This is a genomic window from Paenibacillus sp. OAE614 (assembly GCF_040546645.1).
In the GTDB taxonomy this organism is placed as follows: Bacteria; Bacillota; Bacilli; order Paenibacillales; family Paenibacillaceae; genus Paenibacillus_AQ; species Paenibacillus_AQ favisporus.
In genome coordinates this window covers 1,891,197-1,907,537 of sequence record NZ_JBEPOD010000001.1, presented here as the reverse complement: position 1 = coordinate 1,907,537, position 16,341 = coordinate 1,891,197, and the positions used below count along the sequence as shown (strand labels likewise).

Genomic DNA, 16,341 nt, shown 5'->3' with positions numbered 1-16,341 from the left:
GATCCGGTGCCGCATCCAACCGGGATAAGCAAAACAGGCTGCGATCACTTCGATCGAGTCGTCCTACATTTACTATTTGGTCTCTACGACCATTTGGATCATTCAACTTATGTCCTGTACACTGATATTTATCCGATTACGGCGGCCCGGAATAAACGATGCAAACAGCCCCGTGTCTTACGGCATGGGGCGCAAAATTACCGCCCGCAGCATCTGCTAGGGGCTGGACAATGCAGTTTCGGGTGCCGGAACTCGAAACGAATGCAGCCGATCTGGATTACGCGGAAAACATGCGTTGAATCAGCATAGGCTGCAGTTGTCTTCCTTCAAGAGCCGCATCGCACGCTTCGGGGATCAGCTCCATGTTCGCAACCAGCGAATTGGGCTTCTGCACCGGATTATCCTGACCGAACGGAACAAAATAAATGTTCTTGGTCACAAGCAGCTTGGCGATATTCGCTGCGTTTAATCCCAATCCGTCATTGGTGGAAATCGCCAGCACCAGCGGACGCAAATTCCGCATCTGTGCCTTGGCGGCCATCAAGACAGGACTGTCCGTAATGGCATTGGCCAGCTTGCTTGTCGTATTGCCCGTGCAAGGCGCAATGACCAGCACGTCGAGCAGTTTGGACGGTCCCAGAGGCTCCGCATCCACAATTGAGGTGATGATCTCGCTCCCCGTGATGTTCTTCAGCTGTTCCAGCCAGCTCGCGGATGTGCCGAAGCGGGTGTCCGTTACCTGCACCGAATTGGAGACAATCGGCACCACTTTGGCACCGGCGTCCATAAATCGTTGAATCTGCGGCATAATTTCAGCAAGCGTACAATGTGAACCCGTAATCGCATAACCTACCGTTTTACCCTGCAAGTTCATTCCCCATCCCCCCGAATCTTGATCTCGTCCGAAATCAACTGTACCAAAGCATTGGCAATAATCATTCCAGCTGTTTTGGGAGCTACGATTCCAGGTAATCCGGGAGCCAGCAAGGCCTTAATTCCCCGCTTCTCCGCATACCGGAAATCACATCCTCCGGGAGCCGAAGCAAGGTCAATAATGACGGCGCTTTGGGGCATTCTTGACAGGATTTGCGCTGTGACTATCATAGTCGGAATCGTGTTAAAAATCAAGTCGACACTTCGCACATGATCCTCCAAATCCCTTGTCAGGAAAGGCTCCCAGCCCATGACCTCCGCTCTGGCAAAATCCTTTTCTGACCTGACGCCGGCCCTCACCTTCGCCCCGAGCCCCTGCAGGCTTTTCGCCATCGTAAACCCGGTTCTCCCCAATCCCAGCACAATACAATCCGAACCGTGGATCGTAAACGGCGTATTCTGAATCGCCATCACCAGTGCGCCTTCCGCCGTTGGGATGGAATTAAAAATGGCAACGTCATCCCGGTCCAGCAGCTCCAACAGGCGTACCTCATGGCTTGCGCATAGGCTGCGCAGATAGGGTTTGGCCATTCCCGTATAAACGGTACAATGCGACGGAAGAGCGGCCAAATGCTCATCCAGCAGCTTTAAGGACTCTCCAGAATATGGCGTCTGGATCGCTCCTGTATCATCACACCCGACAACAGGCAGCACGAGAACGTCTGCCGCAGAAAGCAGTTCAGAAGAGAGGCGTTCCCACGAGACTCCCAGGACCCTTTCATTCAGCTTGTCGAATCCGACCACGCTGACGGTGGCATCCATCTCCGAACATTTACGGATCACCTCGATCTGCCGTGCATCCCCGCCTAGGAACACAATATGAACTCCAGTCAGCACAAGGATGTCACTCCTTTCAGAAACACTGTTATGAATCCATCATATGCCGCTGCCTAAGGAGGGGTGAAAGACGCCCGTCAAATAAAAAACGTCTGTAGGCGCACTGTTCAGGGAGCCGGACCGCATTTAACAGCAATTTCCCTTGCGATATAGGAAGCAGGGTCTCTGAAGCTTATATTTCCTTCTATGTAAAAAAGCCTGGAGACCGAACCCTTTCGGGAACGAACTCCAGGCTGTATTGAACTATAAATCATTTGCCGGTGTGTCCGAATCCGCCCTCACCGCGAACGGTATCGGACAGCACGTCCACCTGCTCAAACGTCACCTGCGGCACTTCCATGAACACCATTTGGGCGATGCGCTCGTTTCGGGTGATCGCAAATGGCTCCTGGCCGAGGTTGATCAGCAGCACCTTGATTTCCCCGCGGTAATCGGCGTCGATCGTTCCCGGCGTATTAAGGCAGGTGATACCGTGCTTCAGCGCCAGCCCGCTTCTCGGGCGGATTTGTGCTTCCAGCCCGTCGGGCATGGCGATGGCAAACCCGGTCGGGATGAGCCTGCGCTCCCCCGGCTGGAGGACGACTTCTTCTTCAACGGCGGCGTACAGGTCATAGCCGGAGGCGGAGCCGGACATTTTCTCCGGCAGCCGCACATCCTCGTGACCAGGCAATTTATGAATTTGTACGTAGTGTGACAAAATCGTCCCTCCTTAACCCAGCAATGGCGCGGTCCGTCGATCCGACCATCGCCAGCGCGAACGGCTGGCTGAACATCCGGTCCAGCACCGCGTTCACATCGTTCATCGTCACGTTTTCGATCTTTTCGATCATGTCATCGAGCGAAAAATGCTTGCCCAGCATCAGCTCGTTTTTGCCGAGCCGGTTCATACGGCTTCCAGTGCCCTCAAGGCTCAGGATCAGGCTGCCCTTCAGCTGCTCCTTCCCTTTGCGAAGTTCGTCCTCGCTCATCCCATGAACGGCCACATCCGCCAGCACCTCTTTGGTTAAGCCCATGACCTCATTGGTTTGCTTCGGCGCGGTTCCGGCATAGATCGTAAACAAACCGCTGTCTTCGTTGGAGCTGTGGTACGAGTAGACCGAATAAGCGAGCCCCCGCTTTTCCCGGATTTCCTGGAACAATCGCGAGCTCATCCCGCCGCCGATGCTGTTATTGAGCAGAATCATGGCGTACTGAAGCGGGTCGTGGATCGAGCACCCCGGGAAGGACAGGCAGATATGATTCTGCTCCGTCTTCTTTTTATGATACAAGATCCCGCTCTGGAATGAAGGCACGGTCAATTCGCTCACCCGCCCGCTGGTTTGGAAACCGCCGAAATGGCGTTCCAGCAGCTCCACAACGTTATCGTCAATGTTACCTGCCACGCTGATGACGGTGTTCTGGATCGTATAGTGCTCATCCATGTAGGCCCGTAGGTCGGAAGATCCCATGCTTTCCAGCTGTTCCTTCGTTCCCAGAATCGGATAGGCGAGCGGATGATCCCCGTAGACCGCCTTAGCCATCAGGTCGTGCACCATGTCATCCGGCGTATCTTCGTACATCGAAATCTCTTCCAAAATGACGTTCTTCTCCTTGGCCAGCTCCTCACCGTCCAGCTTGGAACGGAAGAACATATCGGCGAGCACGTCTACGGCGATCGGCAGATGTTCATCCAGCACCTTGGCATAAAAACAGGTATATTCCTTAGAAGTAAAGGCATTCACATTGCCGCCAATGGCATCGAATTCCTCGGCAATCGCCTTGGCGTCAAACCGTTCTGTCCCTTTAAACAGCATGTGCTCGATAAAATGGGAAATGCCGTTGTTGGCCAAGGTTTCGTGGCGGGAGCCTGTCTTTACCCAAATGCCAAAGGAAACCGACCGCATCGTCGGAATTTTCTCCATAACTACTCTAAGGCCGTTGCTTAAGTTTATTTTTTTCACGCGAGAGGCCCTCCTAAAATTAATCCAATGAACCTCCAGGCTGCCCCTGTCCAGTTCTAACTAGTAATCCGTTCTTCATGCAAATGATGGCCAAGCCGTAACTTTCCTGACTACAGCCAGCGCAATCCCTATCCTATCAAAAAAAGCCGTCTCACTCAACCTTGGGCGCCGTGACTCTCTCGGGGGACAGCGTCTGGCTGACCGTGCCCAGTACAAGGCCTTTCGCCTTGATCACCCGGATCATGCCCTTCAGCGCCTGGGAGGAGGAGGAGGTCGGATGCATCAGAATCAAGGTGCCCGGCTCCACCTTGGCCGAGATCTTGTTGACGATGGAATCAGGTGAAGGCTTCCGCCAATCCACCGTGTCCAGTGTCCACAGCACCGTCTTCAGGCCGAGGCTGGCGGCGATTTGGACAGTCTGCTGATTAAAATCTCCGGAAGGCGGCGCAAACCACTTGTTCGTCACACCCAGCGTATCCTTCAGCAGCTGCTGGGTTTTGCTGATTTCGAGCGTGGCCCGTTCGCGGCTCAGCTGGCTCATGTTGGGATGCGTATACGCGTGGTTCTCCAGCTCATGCCCCCGCTTCTGGATCTCCTTGGCCATCTCCGGGTTTTTCTTCAACCAGCTCCCGTCAAAGAAGAAGGTTGCCTTTACGTTCTCCGCATCCAGCGTATCGAGCATCGGAACGATGTACTCGTCTCCCCATGCGACGTTAATCATCAGCGAAACCATCGGCTTTTTCGGGTTTCCTTTATAAATCGGTTCAACCGCCAAATCGCCCAGGTTCACCTTGGGGGGAATTTGACGGTACACATATGTAATCGGAGCCGTGGCTCCCTGGGCCTTAGCCCGCTTATAGGTCTCGTCTACGTCGATCTCCAGGCCGTTGTACCCCGGAATGGCCTTCCAGACGCGGTCCACGACCGCATCTACCGGCGGAATCCGCGTGGCCTCGGCCTTCTCCTGAATCTGCTTGTACAGCGGATCCAGCTGCTTCTCGTCCGTCTGGGGCTCAAACGCGGTCTGAGCAGTCAGGTGGTGCCGTACGTCCTGAAAATAGTCCCCGACCGCACCGGTCTGCGCGAGCCCGACGATGGTGGCAAAACAGGCAAGCACGATGGCTGTCCGTCTCCCGTTCATTTTTCCGCTCATCTCCCTTAACATACTTTGTCCCATCATATGAAGGGACGAGCGGGATTATGAATGGAGGCCGCGAGAGAGCATCCGGAGGTTTTGACCGCGTTCAAAGGTAATTTTTCTTGAAATATCAGGAAAAAATGGCTCTGGAGTTTATCCATTCTGATATTATAAGAAAAAGCGTCTATCGATGTATCTTCAGAGAAGACAGACCGCATTCAAAGGTAATTTTTCTTGCAATATCAGGAAGCAATGGCTCTGAAGTTTATCCATTCTGATATTATAAGAAAAGCGTCTATCGATGTACCATCAGAGAAGACAGACCGCATTCATAGGTAATTTTTCTTGCAATATCAGGAAGCAATGGCTCTGGAGTTTTATCCATTCTGATATTATAAGAAAAGCGTCTATCGATGTATCTTCAGAGATGACAGACCGCGTTCAAAGGTTATTTTTCTTGCAATATCAGGAAGCAATGGCTCTGGAGTTTATACATTCTGATATTATAAAAAAAGAGCCAGAAGTGAGTACTTTCTGTCTCTTAGACTGCATATGGTAGCAAGCGTGGCTTCTTGACGAAGCCGTTCCGCTTGATTTAAGCCTTGGATTCTGCAACCAATACCGCTTTGCGCGACAGGTTGATACGCCCCTGCTGGTCGATCTCGGTCACTTTGACGGTGATCGTATCTCCGACATTCACGACGTCCTCAACTTTGCCGACACGCTCGGTCGAGAGCTGGGAAATGTGCACAAGTCCCTCTTTATTCGGAAGCACTTCGACGAAAGCGCCGAATTTCTCAACCCGTTTGACGGTGCCGACATAAATTTCGCCGACTTCGACTTCACGGACGATGCCTTCAATAATAGAGCGGGCTTTCTGGTTCATTTCCTCATTGGACGATGCGATGAAGACGCGTCCGTCCTGCTCGATGTCGATCTTCACGCCGGTTTCCTCGATGATCTTGTTGATGATCTTGCCGCCTGCGCCGATCACGTCGCGGATCTTGTCCGGATTGATGTTCATGACGATGATCTTCGGAGCATATGGAGACAACGTCTCTCTTGGCTTCTGGATCGCTTCCATCATTTTGCTCAGGATAAACATCCGGCCTTCTTTGGCCTGCTTCAGAGCGTCATTCAAAATTTGACGGTCAATGCCGGCAATTTTGATGTCCATCTGAATGGCGGTTACCCCTTCAGCCGTACCGGCCACTTTGAAGTCCATATCGCCCAGATGGTCTTCCATCCCCTGAATATCCGTCAAAATGGATACATGCTCTCCGTCTTTAATCAGGCCCATGGCTACACCAGCAACCGGCGCCTTGATCGGTACCCCGGCATCCATCATGGCCAGCGTGCTTGCGCAAATACTTGCCTGGGATGTGGAACCGTTCGACTCCAGCACTTCGGAAACGAGACGAATCGTGTACGGGAACTCGGTCTCCGATGGAATGACCTTCGACAGAGCGCGTTCACCCAGCGCGCCGTGGCCGATTTCGCGGCGTCCCGGTGCACGAAGCGGACGGGCTTCGCCTACGCTGAACGGAGGGAAGTTATAATGGTGCATAAAGCGTTTGGTTTCCTGCAAATCGATGCCGTCCAGAATTTGCACGTCACCGAGCGCACCCAACGTACATACGCTGAGAGCCTGGGTTTGACCACGAGTGAACAAGCCTGTACCATGCGTGCGCGGCAGAATGCCCGTATCGCATTCGATCGGACGGATCTCGTCCAGACCCCGGCCGTCAGGACGGACTTTATCGTGGGTGATCAGGCGTCTTACTTCTTCTTTGACAATATCATGCAGCACTTCTTTGACATCTTTCAAGAGCTCAGGCGTCTCTATGTATTTTTGTTCAAAGAAAGTTACCGTTTCTTCGTTGATCGCATCAATTGCGTCCTGGCGGGCATGCTTCTCGGCGATACGTACCGCTTCTACGAGGCGCTGTGCAGCGAATTCGCGTACTTCGGCATTAACCTGGGCGTCAACCGCATGGAGCTTCACTTCCATTTTCGGTTTGCCGGCTTTTTGCGTCAGTTCGTCAATGACGGAAACGATCTTTTTGATCTCCTCGTGACCGAACATAATCGCTTCCAGCATCGTTTCCTCAGGAACCTCGTTCGCCTCGGCTTCAACCATCATGATGGCGTCTCTGGTGCCTGCAACGACCAGGTAAATATCACTTTTCTCCTGCTGCGCGATGTCCGGATTAATAATAAATTGTCCGTCTACACGTCCTACGATGACACCGCCGATCGGTCCGTCAAACGGCACGTCCGAAATACTCAGCGCTGCGGAAGTACCGATCATGGCCGCAATATCCGGCGAGCAGTCCTGATCCACGCTCATGACAAGGTTCAGCACCTGCACATCGTTACGGAAGCCTTCCGGGAACAGCGGACGAATCGGGCGGTCGGTCAGACGGCTGGCCAGAATGGCCTTCTCACTCGGTCTGCCTTCCCGTTTGATAAAGCCCCCCGGGATTTTACCTACGGCATACAATCTTTCTTCATAGTTTACAGTCAGCGGAAAAAAGTCCAGATCCTTCGGTTCGCTGGAGGCGGTCACTGTACAAAGTACGGCCGTTTCCCCGTAGCGGACCATCACGGCGGCGTTAGCCTGCTTCGCGAGGCGTCCGGTCTCCATGACCAGGGTTCTGCCGCCCAACTGCATTTCAACACGACTTTCCATGAAATCCCTCCTTTATTACTCAATCAGTATTCCCCAGATGGGGATAATTCATATAGTCCTGCATAAAAAGCAACCCGGTTGCCCCGCTGTCACTCCTAGAAGGACAAACGGTGAACAACCAGGCTGCTTTCCGTAGAACAATATGGATTATTAACGACGCAATCCAAGTTTTTCAATCAGAGCGCTATAGCGTTTAACATCCTTGTTTTTCAAGTATGCCAACAGCTTACGGCGTTGACCGACCATTTTCAAAAGACCGCGACGGGAATGATGATCCTTCTTGTGCGTACGCAGGTGGTCTGTCAAATTAACGATGTTCTCCGTAAGGATAGCAATTTGCACTTCAGGAGATCCTGTATCGGACTCATGAGTTTTGTGCTCTTCGATCAGTTGTTGTTTGCGTTCTTGAGTCAATGCCATCCTGTTCACCTCCTTAACATAAATAATCGCCGTTAGCCTAGAAACCGTCGGTGAGATCGTGTATCCAAGCTAAGGTTTCCTTCAGCCCATAGGCATCCAGCAACGTTTATCAGTATAGCATACTTCACCGGCAAAAGTAAATGTTCGCCAGCGCGTAAGCTTTAGCGGCCCGACTTCAAAAGTTCTCTGGCGCGATCCGCGTCCGCCTGGATCTGGGCGATGAGTTCCGGTACGGAAGGGAACTTCCGCTCATTCCGGATAAAATGGACCAGTTCCACCGAGACCTGCTCGCCGTAAATTTCCCGGTCAAAGTCAAACAAGTGAACCTCAAAGCTTGGCACCGTTTCGTTCTCATGAAACGTTGGTTTGACCCCCACATTCATGACGCCGGGAAAAATCCTTCCGTTCAAAAAGGCTCGTACCGCGTAGACACCCTTAACCGGAATGACGAACTTATCGTCCAGTTTCAGGTTGGCCGTCGGAAAACCGATGGTACGGCCGCGTTTTTCTCCGCCGACAACGGTTCCGCGCAGCCGGTAGCTGCGGCCGAGCAGACGGCCGGCCCGCTCCAGGTCACCCCTTTGCAGCGCTTTGCGAATTTCCGTACTGCTGACCTTGCCGCCTTCCAGCTCGAACGGCGGGATGACTTCGACGTCCAGCCGGCCGTTCCCCAGCAGGCGGAGCATCTCGGCATTGCCTTCCCCCTTGTGGCCAAAGCGGAAATCAAAACCGACCACGGCCGCCTCGATGCCCAAGGGAAACAGCATGCCTTCCACAAATTCCTGCGGACTTACATGGGAAAAGGAATCGTTAAACTCAACGACGTATACGATATCGACCCCCAGGCCGGCCAGCAGCTCCTGCTTCTCCTGCAGGGGCGTCAAGCTGCCCTCGTAGTCCCCTTTCTTCATCACGTCCTTCGGATGCGGATGGAATGTCATGACGGCCGAAGGGATGTGCTTGCCCTTTGCCAGATTCACCGCAGAAGAGATGACACTGGCATGACCAAGGTGCACTCCGTCGAACTGTCCGATGGCTGCGACCTGCGGCTGGGTATGCTCCCGGATGACCTCCGCAGGCAGCGGGTACGATAAATATACGGTCTTCACTGTTCTTTCACCTGCAATTCCATAGATAATCATTATGACTCTGGCAGAAATACCTTGACCGGAGCAATGGCCCCCGTCTCTGCCTGTTTTTCGAAAATGCCGAGAAACGTTCCCTTTGGATCATACAGTCGTATGCATCCGGGCAGCATGACCTCCGGCGTAACCGCTCTGCCCGAGAGCCTCTGACCCTGCAAGGCGGCAGCCGCCTTGTCCTCGGCCACAGTATGTGCCGGAAGATGCCGGACCGCTTCGTCGACCGGAATCAAATGCTCGTCCAGCTCACCCGTCGCCGTCAGGCGCTCGATATCTTCGAGCGTGAGGCACTTCGAAGCCGGAATTCCTGCCGACATCGTGCGCTCCAGCTTCACCATCGTTGACGGCAGATGCAGAGCCCGCCCGATATCTACGCATAACGTCCGAATGTACGTCCCCTTGGAGCACAGAACCCGAAAGGAAATGTCCAGATAAGGGCCTTGCCAGGCCGAGCCGGTCATTTCAATTTCGTGAATCGTCACCTCGCGGCTTTTGCGCTCAACCGTCTTGCCCTCCCGGGCCAGCTCGTAGAGCCGTTTGCCTCCGACCTTGACCGCAGAGTACATGGGGGGCACCTGGGAAATCGTCCCTTCAAAAGAGTGGAGCACCTTCTCCACATCTTCCGGCGTGACATGGACCTCGTCCACAGATTCCGTGACCGTACCGGTCAAATCCTCAGTGTCGGTGGCAATGCCCAGCCGCAGGGTAGCTGCATATTCCTTCGGAAGCTCCTGCATGTACTCCACCACCCGGGTCGCCCGGCCGAGGCAGAGCGGCAGAACACCGGTAACTTCGGGATCCAAGGTTCCGGTGTGCCCAATCCGCTTCATTTTCAATATACGGCGCGCCTTGGCAACGACATCGTGGGAAGTCATCCCCGCCGGCTTATCGATGGCCAATACACCTTCTAAGCTGCTCATAAGAATTGTCTCACCCGTTCTATAACCTGAGGAATAATCGTATCCAGTGTTCCTTCGATCCGGCACCCCGCTGCGCGGACATGCCCGCCGCCACCAAACGTCTGCGCCAGGGCGGCTACGTCAACTTTGCCTGCAGAACGCAGGCTTACTTTGACCGCTTGGTCATTGATCACTTTGAATAAAATGCCGACCTCGACGCCCTGAATATTCCGCGGATAGTTCACGATTCCTTCCAGGTCATCGTTGGCCGCCCCGGCTTCCACCATATGCTCGGGAGTGACGTATACCCAGCTGATTTTGCCGTCCGGCGTCATCTCGAGTGTATTCAATGCTTTGACCAGCACCTTCATCTGGGGCAGGGTCATTGCCTCGAGCAGGGTCTCCGACAGCTCCGGCCCGTTGACCCCATAGCCGAGCAGTTCGGAAGCCGCCGCCATCACTTTAGGGGACGTATTGGAATAACGGAAACCGCCGGTGTCCGTCAGCAGCCCGGTGTAGATCGCGGTCGCAATCTCCTTCGTCCATTGAAATCCGAAAGCATGGATCAGATCATACAAAATTTCGGCCGTCGCCGCAGCGTCCGGCTTGATCAGCGTCGCGCTCCCGTAACCGTTGTTGGTCGGGTGGTGATCGATGTTTAAGATCAAGGCATCCGGAGCGAAGCATTGCTGCGTCAATCCCACTCTCCCAAAATCGGCGCAATCCACACAAATGACATGCTTGAATGAACGTTCCGGTGGATGAAGCTCCATATTCACGATCTGCTCTGACAGGCATAAAAATTTCATCCGTTCAGGAATCGGCCCTTCATTGATCAGAGTAAATTTTTTGCCCAGACATGAGAGAAGCCAGCCCACGGCAACTGTGGAACTGACTGCATCTCCGTCCGGCTGAATATGAGACACTACAAGATAATCATCATGCGTCAGCAAAAACTCCTTTGCCTGCTCAAGCGATTGTTCATAGGTCTGCATTGGCCGTCTCCTTTAAATCTTTTATTTAGTTATCTTCGTTTTTTCCGATTTCACCGAGGAGCTTCTCGATGTGACTGCCATACGCGATGGATTCGTCAAACTTAAAAATCAGCTCCGGGGTATGGCGCAGCCGGACTCGCTTGCCGAGCTCCGAGCGGAGAAAGCCATTCGCCTTCTCCAGAGCCTTCAGCGTGTTGTTCTTCTGCTCGTTATCCCCCAGAACGCTTAAATAAACTTTCGCCTGCGACAAATCGTTCGTCACATCCACACCGGTTACGGTAACGAAACCGATGCGCGGGTCCTTCAGTTCGCTTTGGATAAGCTGGCTCAGCTCTTTCTTGATCTGCTCTCCAACCCGTCCAGCCCGAATTTTAGCCATGCCTGTTCACCTCTCTACTTGCGCTCCACCGTTTCCATGATGAACGCTTCAATAACGTCGCCTTCCTTGACGTCATTATAGCTTTCCAAAGTAATGCCACATTCATAACCCTGTGCCACTTCTTTAGCGTCGTCCTTGAAACGTTTGAGCGTATCGATCTTACCTTCATGGATGACGATGCCGTCGCGGATCAGGCGGACTTCGGCGTTACGCGCGATCTTGCCTGATGTAACCATACATCCGGCAATCGTACCCACTTTGCTGATTTTGAAGAGGTTGCGCACTTCCGCGTGGCCGATAACCACTTCTTTATATTCCGGATCCAGCATGCCCTTCATGGCCTGCTCGATTTCTTCAATGACGTTGTAAATGACGCGATGCAGGCGGATATCCACTTTTTCCTGCTCGGCGGTTGCACCAGCCTGCGGATCTGGACGGACGTTAAAGCCAATGACGATCGCATTGGACGCCGCTGCCAGAATGATATCGGACTCGGTAATTGCCCCTGCGCCGCTGTGGATGATTTTGACGCGAACGCCTTCCACTTCGATCTTGGAGAGCGAGCCTTTCAGCGCTTCGACCGAACCCTGCACGTCGCCTTTGATAATGACGTTCAGGTCCTTGATCTCGCCGTCCTTGATGTGCTTGAACAGATCGTCCAGCGTGACGCGGACGTTGCTGCCAAGATCAGACTGACGCTGAGTGATGGCGCGTTTCTCGGCAATCGAACGGGCCTTGCGCTCGTCTTCAAATACCATGAACGGATCGCCGGCAAGCGGAACCTCAGTCAGACCGGTAATTTCCACCGGCGTAGATGGTCCGGCTTCCTTCAAACGGCGTCCCTTGTCGTTGACCATCGCCCGGACGCGGCCAAAGCAGTTGCCTGCCACAAACGCATCCCCGACTTTCAGCGTACCGTGCTGTACCAGCACGCGGGCCACCGGTCCGCGGCCTTTATCCAGCTCGGCCTCGATCACCGCACCGCGGGCGCGTTTGTCCGGATTCGCTTTGTATTCGTTCACTTCGGCGACCAGAAGGATCATCTCAAGCAGATCCTCAAGCCCCATTCTTTGCTTCGCGGATACGTTGACGAAAATCGTGTCTCCGCCCCACTCTTCCGGAACGAGACCGTATTCGGTCAGCTCCTGCTTCACTTTATCCGGATTAGCATCCGGTTTGTCGATTTTGTTCACTGCCACGATGATCGGCAGCTCGGCCGCCTTCGCGTGGTTGATAGCTTCCACCGTCTGCGGCATGACGCCGTCATCGGCAGCGACCACAATGATCGTAATGTCGGTAATTTGCGCACCGCGCGCACGCATGGCCGTAAACGCTTCGTGGCCCGGCGTATCAAGGAACGTGATCTTCTTGCTGTTGATCTCCACCTGATAAGCACCGATGTGCTGGGTGATGCCTCCGGCTTCGCCGCCGGTTACGTTCGTGGAACGGATGGCATCCAGCAGCGTCGTTTTACCATGGTCGACGTGACCCATAATGGTGACAACCGGCGGACGCGACTTCAGATCAGCCGGATCGTCGTTCTCTTCGACGGTCTCGAAGCGATCGTCCTCGACCACGATCTTCACTTCGACTTCGACGCCAAATTCGCCGGCAAGCAGCAAAATCGTATCGATGTCGAGTTCCTGGTTGATCGTTGCCATGACGCCCATCTGGATCAGCTTCTTAATGACTTCGGAAGCATCCTTATGAAGCAGTTTGGCCGTTTCGCCAACGGTCATGTTGCCGCGGACGATAATCTTCTTCGGCGTGTTGTCGATCTTCTCGCGCGGCGGCTGCTGAGACTGTTGTCTGCCGCGGTTGTTCTTACCACCGCGATTGTTCCGGTTAAATCCTCCGCCCTGGCGGTTGTCGTCAAAGCGTTTCGAACCGTTGCTGTTGCCGCGGTTCTGACCGCGATTGCCGCCGCCGCGGTTATCGTTGCTTCTGGAGAAGTTGTTGTCGCCGCCGGCGTTTCCTTGCGGACCGCGGTTTCCGGTGGATTGCTGCTGCGGGCGTCCTCCGCCCGAGCGCTGGCCGCCACCCTGCTGCGATCCTTGAGGGCGATTGCCGCCTTGACCGGATCCTTGGGGGCGATTGCCGCCCTGGCCGGATCCTTGCGGACGGCCTCCTTGGGAACCTTGATTCCGGTTATTCGATCCGGCACCCGCGCCTTGCGGACGGTTGCCCGATCCATTCGATTGACCTTGCGGTCTGCTTTGCTGAGATCCTGAGTGACTTCTGCGGGAATCTTGCCCGCCCTGCGGTCTTTGCGACCCTGTTTGTGTGGTGTTATTCAATTTATTATTCATACCTACCTGCTTTTCCTGTTGTTTTTGTGATGGGTCCGATCCGGCTGCCCGGCCGCCCTGGTTACGCTGAGTGCCTGCCTCGTTTCTGACCGCGGAAGTGCTCGCCACGGTCTGGCGGTCTCCGCCTTCCCGCTTGGCGGCCGCATTCGACTTAATATCCTTGAAAAATTGTTCCACCTTCGAGACCGCATCATTCTCCATAACGCTCATATGATTGTTAACGGGAATATCAAGCCTTTTCAAAATGGTTATGATTTCCTTACTGCTCATATTAAGTGATTTTGCATATTCGTACACGCGCAGCTTATCTTTACTGTCCTGTTTACTCAATATACTCCACCTCCGAATTATCTCCAAGACTCTTGGAGATCATTTCTGCGAATCCTTGATCCGTAATGGCGAGCACAACCCTTTCGGGCTTTCCAATGCTTGTGCCCAGGCTTTCCCGGTCAAATCCGATCACCAGAGGAATGTTGTATGTTCCGCATTTGTCGCGGAACTTTTTTTGTGTATTGGCTGAGGCGTCAGCCGCCAGCATGACCAGTTTCGCTTCGGAAGACCGGATCGCTTTCAGGACGATTTCGTCGCCGGTGACCACTTTCCCCGCCCGCATGGCAAGACCCAGGCGGGATAAAGTTTTACTCATCAACCGAACGTTCCTTTACGGCCAAAAATTCGTCTTCCACGAGCACAAAGTCATCTGCGAGCTGTTCGTAAATTTCCGGTTTGACATGATGCTTCAGAGCCCGATCCAGTGATTTGTTCTTCTGTGCCAGTTTAAAGCAAGATACTTTGCCGCAGAGATAAGCCCCCCGGCCCGACTTCTTGCCAGTCAGGTCGATCAGCACTTCATCTTCCGGCGTTTTGACAATACGGATCAGTTCCTTCTTGGGCATCATTTCCTGGCATGCCACGCATTTGCGCAGCGGGACTTTTCTTTGTTTCATGCCGCGACCCCCGTCCTGTTTGGAATTAATCGACGGAGACGGAATCTTGATGCATCTCACCCGAGGATGTTTTCGGTCTGCCGAATTCCTGTTCCGCCTGGCTCTCACTCTTAATATCGATCTTCCATCCTGTCAGCTTGGCTGCAAGGCGGGCGTTTTGCCCTTTGATCCCGATCGCGAGAGACAATTGATAATCCGGCACGATGACACGTGCCATCTTCTCGTCCTCAAATACAATCACTTCCAGAACCTTGGAAGGGCTGAGTGCATTGGCCACATACTCTTCCACCTGTTCGGAATAACGGACGATGTCGATTTTTTCACCGCGCAGCTCATTGACAATGGTCTGCACACGCAAGCCCTTCGGCCCGACGCAGGAGCCGACAGGATCCACTTCCGGGTTGCGGGAATACACCGCGATCTTCGAGCGGAATCCGGCTTCACGGGCGACGGAGCGAATTTCCACGACACCGTCAAAAATTTCTGGAACCTCCAGCTCGAACAATCGCTTCAAGAGCCCCGGATGCGTCCGGGACAGCATGATTTGCGGCCCCTTGGTCGTATTCTCCACCTTCGTGATGTAGGCTTTGATCCGGTCGGCGTGCTTGAACTTTTCGTTCGGCATCAGCTCGTTGAGCGGCAGCACCGCTTCCACCTTGCCCAGATCCACGTAGAAGTTGCGAGGATCCTGGCGCTGGACCGTACCGGTCACGATATCCTCTTCTTTGTCGACGAAGGCGTTATAAATCAGGCCACGCTCCGCCTCACGGATCCGCTGCGTAACGACCTGTTTGGCCGTCTGGGCGGCAATCCGGCCGAAATCCCGGGGAGTGACCTCGATTTCCGCAATATCATCAATTTGGAAATGCGGATTGATCTCGCGGGCGGCAGGCAGGGAAATTTCGGTGCGGGGATCCAGCACCTCTTCCACAATCAGCTTGCGGGCAAACACTTTGATAACCCCGGTATTCCGGTTCATGTCGACGCGAACGTTCTGCGCCGTGTTAAAATTCCGTTTGTAGCTGGAGATCAGCGCCGCCTCAATGGCTTCGAACAAAATGTCCTTGCTGATTCCTTTCTCTCTTTCCAACTCATTCATCGCTTCAATAAAATCCATACTCATTGGAAATCAATTCCCCCTTTCAAAGTGCAGCCTTGTATTTAAAAAACAATCGCCAGTCTGGCGCTGGCAACTTTTGCATACGGGATGCTGTATTCCTTCTTGCCCGCAGAAATGACAAGAACGTCATCCTCGAACGAAAGAAGCCGGCCTTCAAATTCCTTCTGGCCTTCTACTTGCTCGTAAACCGTTACAAAAACATCTTTGCCGACGGCTTTGGCTACGTCTTCCTTCTTCTTGAGCGGACGTTCGGCGCCAGGGGAGGAGACTTCCAGAAAGTAAGCTTCGGGAATCGGATCGTTCTCGTCCAGCTTCCCGCTCAGATACTCGCTGATCATCCCGCAGTCATCAATGTCGATGCCGCCTTCCTTGTCAACAAAGACGCGAAGAAAGTAGTTGCTGCCTTCCTTCACGTATTCGATGTCGACAAGCTCGAAGTTATGCTCATCCAAATAGGGCTGTACCATTTGTTCCACAATTCCTTTGATCTTCGGTGTGCTCAAAGATTATAACCTCCAAGGCTTCAAATATCCTATATACCAAAGAGTAAAGAGTGGGTCGCCCCACTCTTTAAACAACGGTTTTATCTA

16 protein-coding genes are annotated in these 16,341 nt (G+C 53.5%); all 16 read right to left on the bottom strand.

What is annotated here, in order from left to right:
* Positions 1-277 precede the first annotated feature (277 nt).
* Complete coding sequence (locus ABIE48_RS09165; RefSeq protein ID WP_116231223.1) at positions 278-874, bottom strand: dipicolinate synthase subunit B; 597 nt, start codon at positions 872-874, stop codon at positions 278-280.
* Positions 871-1,770 (bottom strand): dipicolinate synthase subunit DpsA, encoded by a 900-nt coding sequence (gene dpsA / locus ABIE48_RS09160; protein ID WP_076168027.1) that lies wholly within the window; start codon positions 1,768-1,770, stop codon positions 871-873. The genes ABIE48_RS09165 and dpsA overlap by 4 nt, the downstream gene beginning before the upstream one ends.
* A gap of 250 nt (positions 1,771-2,020) precedes the next feature.
* Entirely contained in the window at positions 2,021-2,467 is a 447-nt protein-coding gene (gene dut, locus ABIE48_RS09155) for a dUTP diphosphatase (RefSeq protein ID WP_192714730.1), read from the bottom strand.
* Positions 2,442-3,671 (bottom strand): M16 family metallopeptidase, encoded by a 1,230-nt coding sequence (locus ABIE48_RS09150; protein WP_397341322.1) that lies wholly within the window; start codon positions 3,669-3,671, stop codon positions 2,442-2,444. Before ABIE48_RS09150 ends, dut begins: the two co-directional genes overlap by 26 nt.
* 190 nt (positions 3,672-3,861) lie before the next feature.
* Positions 3,862-4,851, bottom strand: coding sequence for a polysaccharide deacetylase family protein (locus ABIE48_RS09145; protein WP_145134886.1), 990 nt, complete (start codon positions 4,849-4,851; stop codon positions 3,862-3,864).
* A 592-nt stretch (positions 4,852-5,443) separates the two neighbouring features.
* Positions 5,444-7,540 (bottom strand): polyribonucleotide nucleotidyltransferase, encoded by a 2,097-nt coding sequence (pnp, locus tag ABIE48_RS09140; protein WP_116231227.1) that lies wholly within the window; start codon positions 7,538-7,540, stop codon positions 5,444-5,446.
* Positions 7,541-7,690: 150 nt separating this feature from the next.
* Positions 7,691-7,960, bottom strand: coding sequence for a 30S ribosomal protein S15 (gene rpsO / locus ABIE48_RS09135; protein WP_076168040.1), 270 nt, complete (start codon positions 7,958-7,960; stop codon positions 7,691-7,693).
* A gap of 161 nt (positions 7,961-8,121) precedes the next feature.
* Positions 8,122-9,102, bottom strand: a complete 981-nt coding sequence (locus ABIE48_RS09130; protein WP_438822497.1) for a bifunctional riboflavin kinase/FAD synthetase — start codon at positions 9,100-9,102, stop codon at positions 8,122-8,124.
* A complete protein-coding gene (gene truB, locus ABIE48_RS09125; RefSeq protein ID WP_116231229.1) occupies positions 9,102-10,022 on the bottom strand; it encodes a tRNA pseudouridine(55) synthase TruB in 921 nt (306 codons plus the stop codon). The genes ABIE48_RS09130 and truB overlap by 1 nt, the downstream gene beginning before the upstream one ends.
* Positions 10,019-10,996: a DHH family phosphoesterase gene (locus ABIE48_RS09120; protein WP_145021874.1), complete on the bottom strand. Its 978-nt coding sequence runs from the start codon at positions 10,994-10,996 to the stop codon at positions 10,019-10,021. Before ABIE48_RS09120 ends, truB begins: the two co-directional genes overlap by 4 nt.
* Positions 10,997-11,021: 25 nt before the next feature.
* On the bottom strand, positions 11,022-11,375 hold the full coding sequence (rbfA, locus tag ABIE48_RS09115; RefSeq protein WP_076168050.1) for a 30S ribosome-binding factor RbfA: 354 nt from the start codon (positions 11,373-11,375) through the stop codon (positions 11,022-11,024).
* Between the two features lie 14 nt (positions 11,376-11,389).
* The gene (gene infB / locus ABIE48_RS09110; protein ID WP_192714731.1) at positions 11,390-14,014 is read right to left on the bottom strand and encodes a translation initiation factor IF-2; all 2,625 of its coding nucleotides are present in this window, start codon (positions 14,012-14,014) and stop codon (positions 11,390-11,392) included.
* A complete protein-coding gene (locus ABIE48_RS09105) occupies positions 14,007-14,330 on the bottom strand; it encodes a YlxQ family RNA-binding protein (protein ID WP_076168054.1) in 324 nt (107 codons plus the stop codon). Before ABIE48_RS09105 ends, infB begins: the two co-directional genes overlap by 8 nt.
* Positions 14,323-14,631: an RNase P modulator RnpM gene (gene rnpM / locus ABIE48_RS09100; RefSeq protein WP_076168056.1), complete on the bottom strand. Its 309-nt coding sequence runs from the start codon at positions 14,629-14,631 to the stop codon at positions 14,323-14,325. The genes ABIE48_RS09105 and rnpM overlap by 8 nt, the downstream gene beginning before the upstream one ends.
* A 25-nt stretch (positions 14,632-14,656) precedes the next feature.
* Positions 14,657-15,754 carry a transcription termination factor NusA gene (gene nusA / locus ABIE48_RS09095; protein WP_105443609.1) on the bottom strand — a complete coding sequence of 366 codons (1,098 nt, stop codon included), beginning with the start codon at positions 15,752-15,754 and terminating at the stop codon, positions 14,657-14,659.
* Between the two features lie 38 nt (positions 15,755-15,792).
* Entirely contained in the window at positions 15,793-16,254 is a 462-nt protein-coding gene (rimP, locus tag ABIE48_RS09090; protein WP_192714732.1) for a ribosome maturation factor RimP, read from the bottom strand.
* Positions 16,255-16,341: the final 87 nt, after the last annotated feature.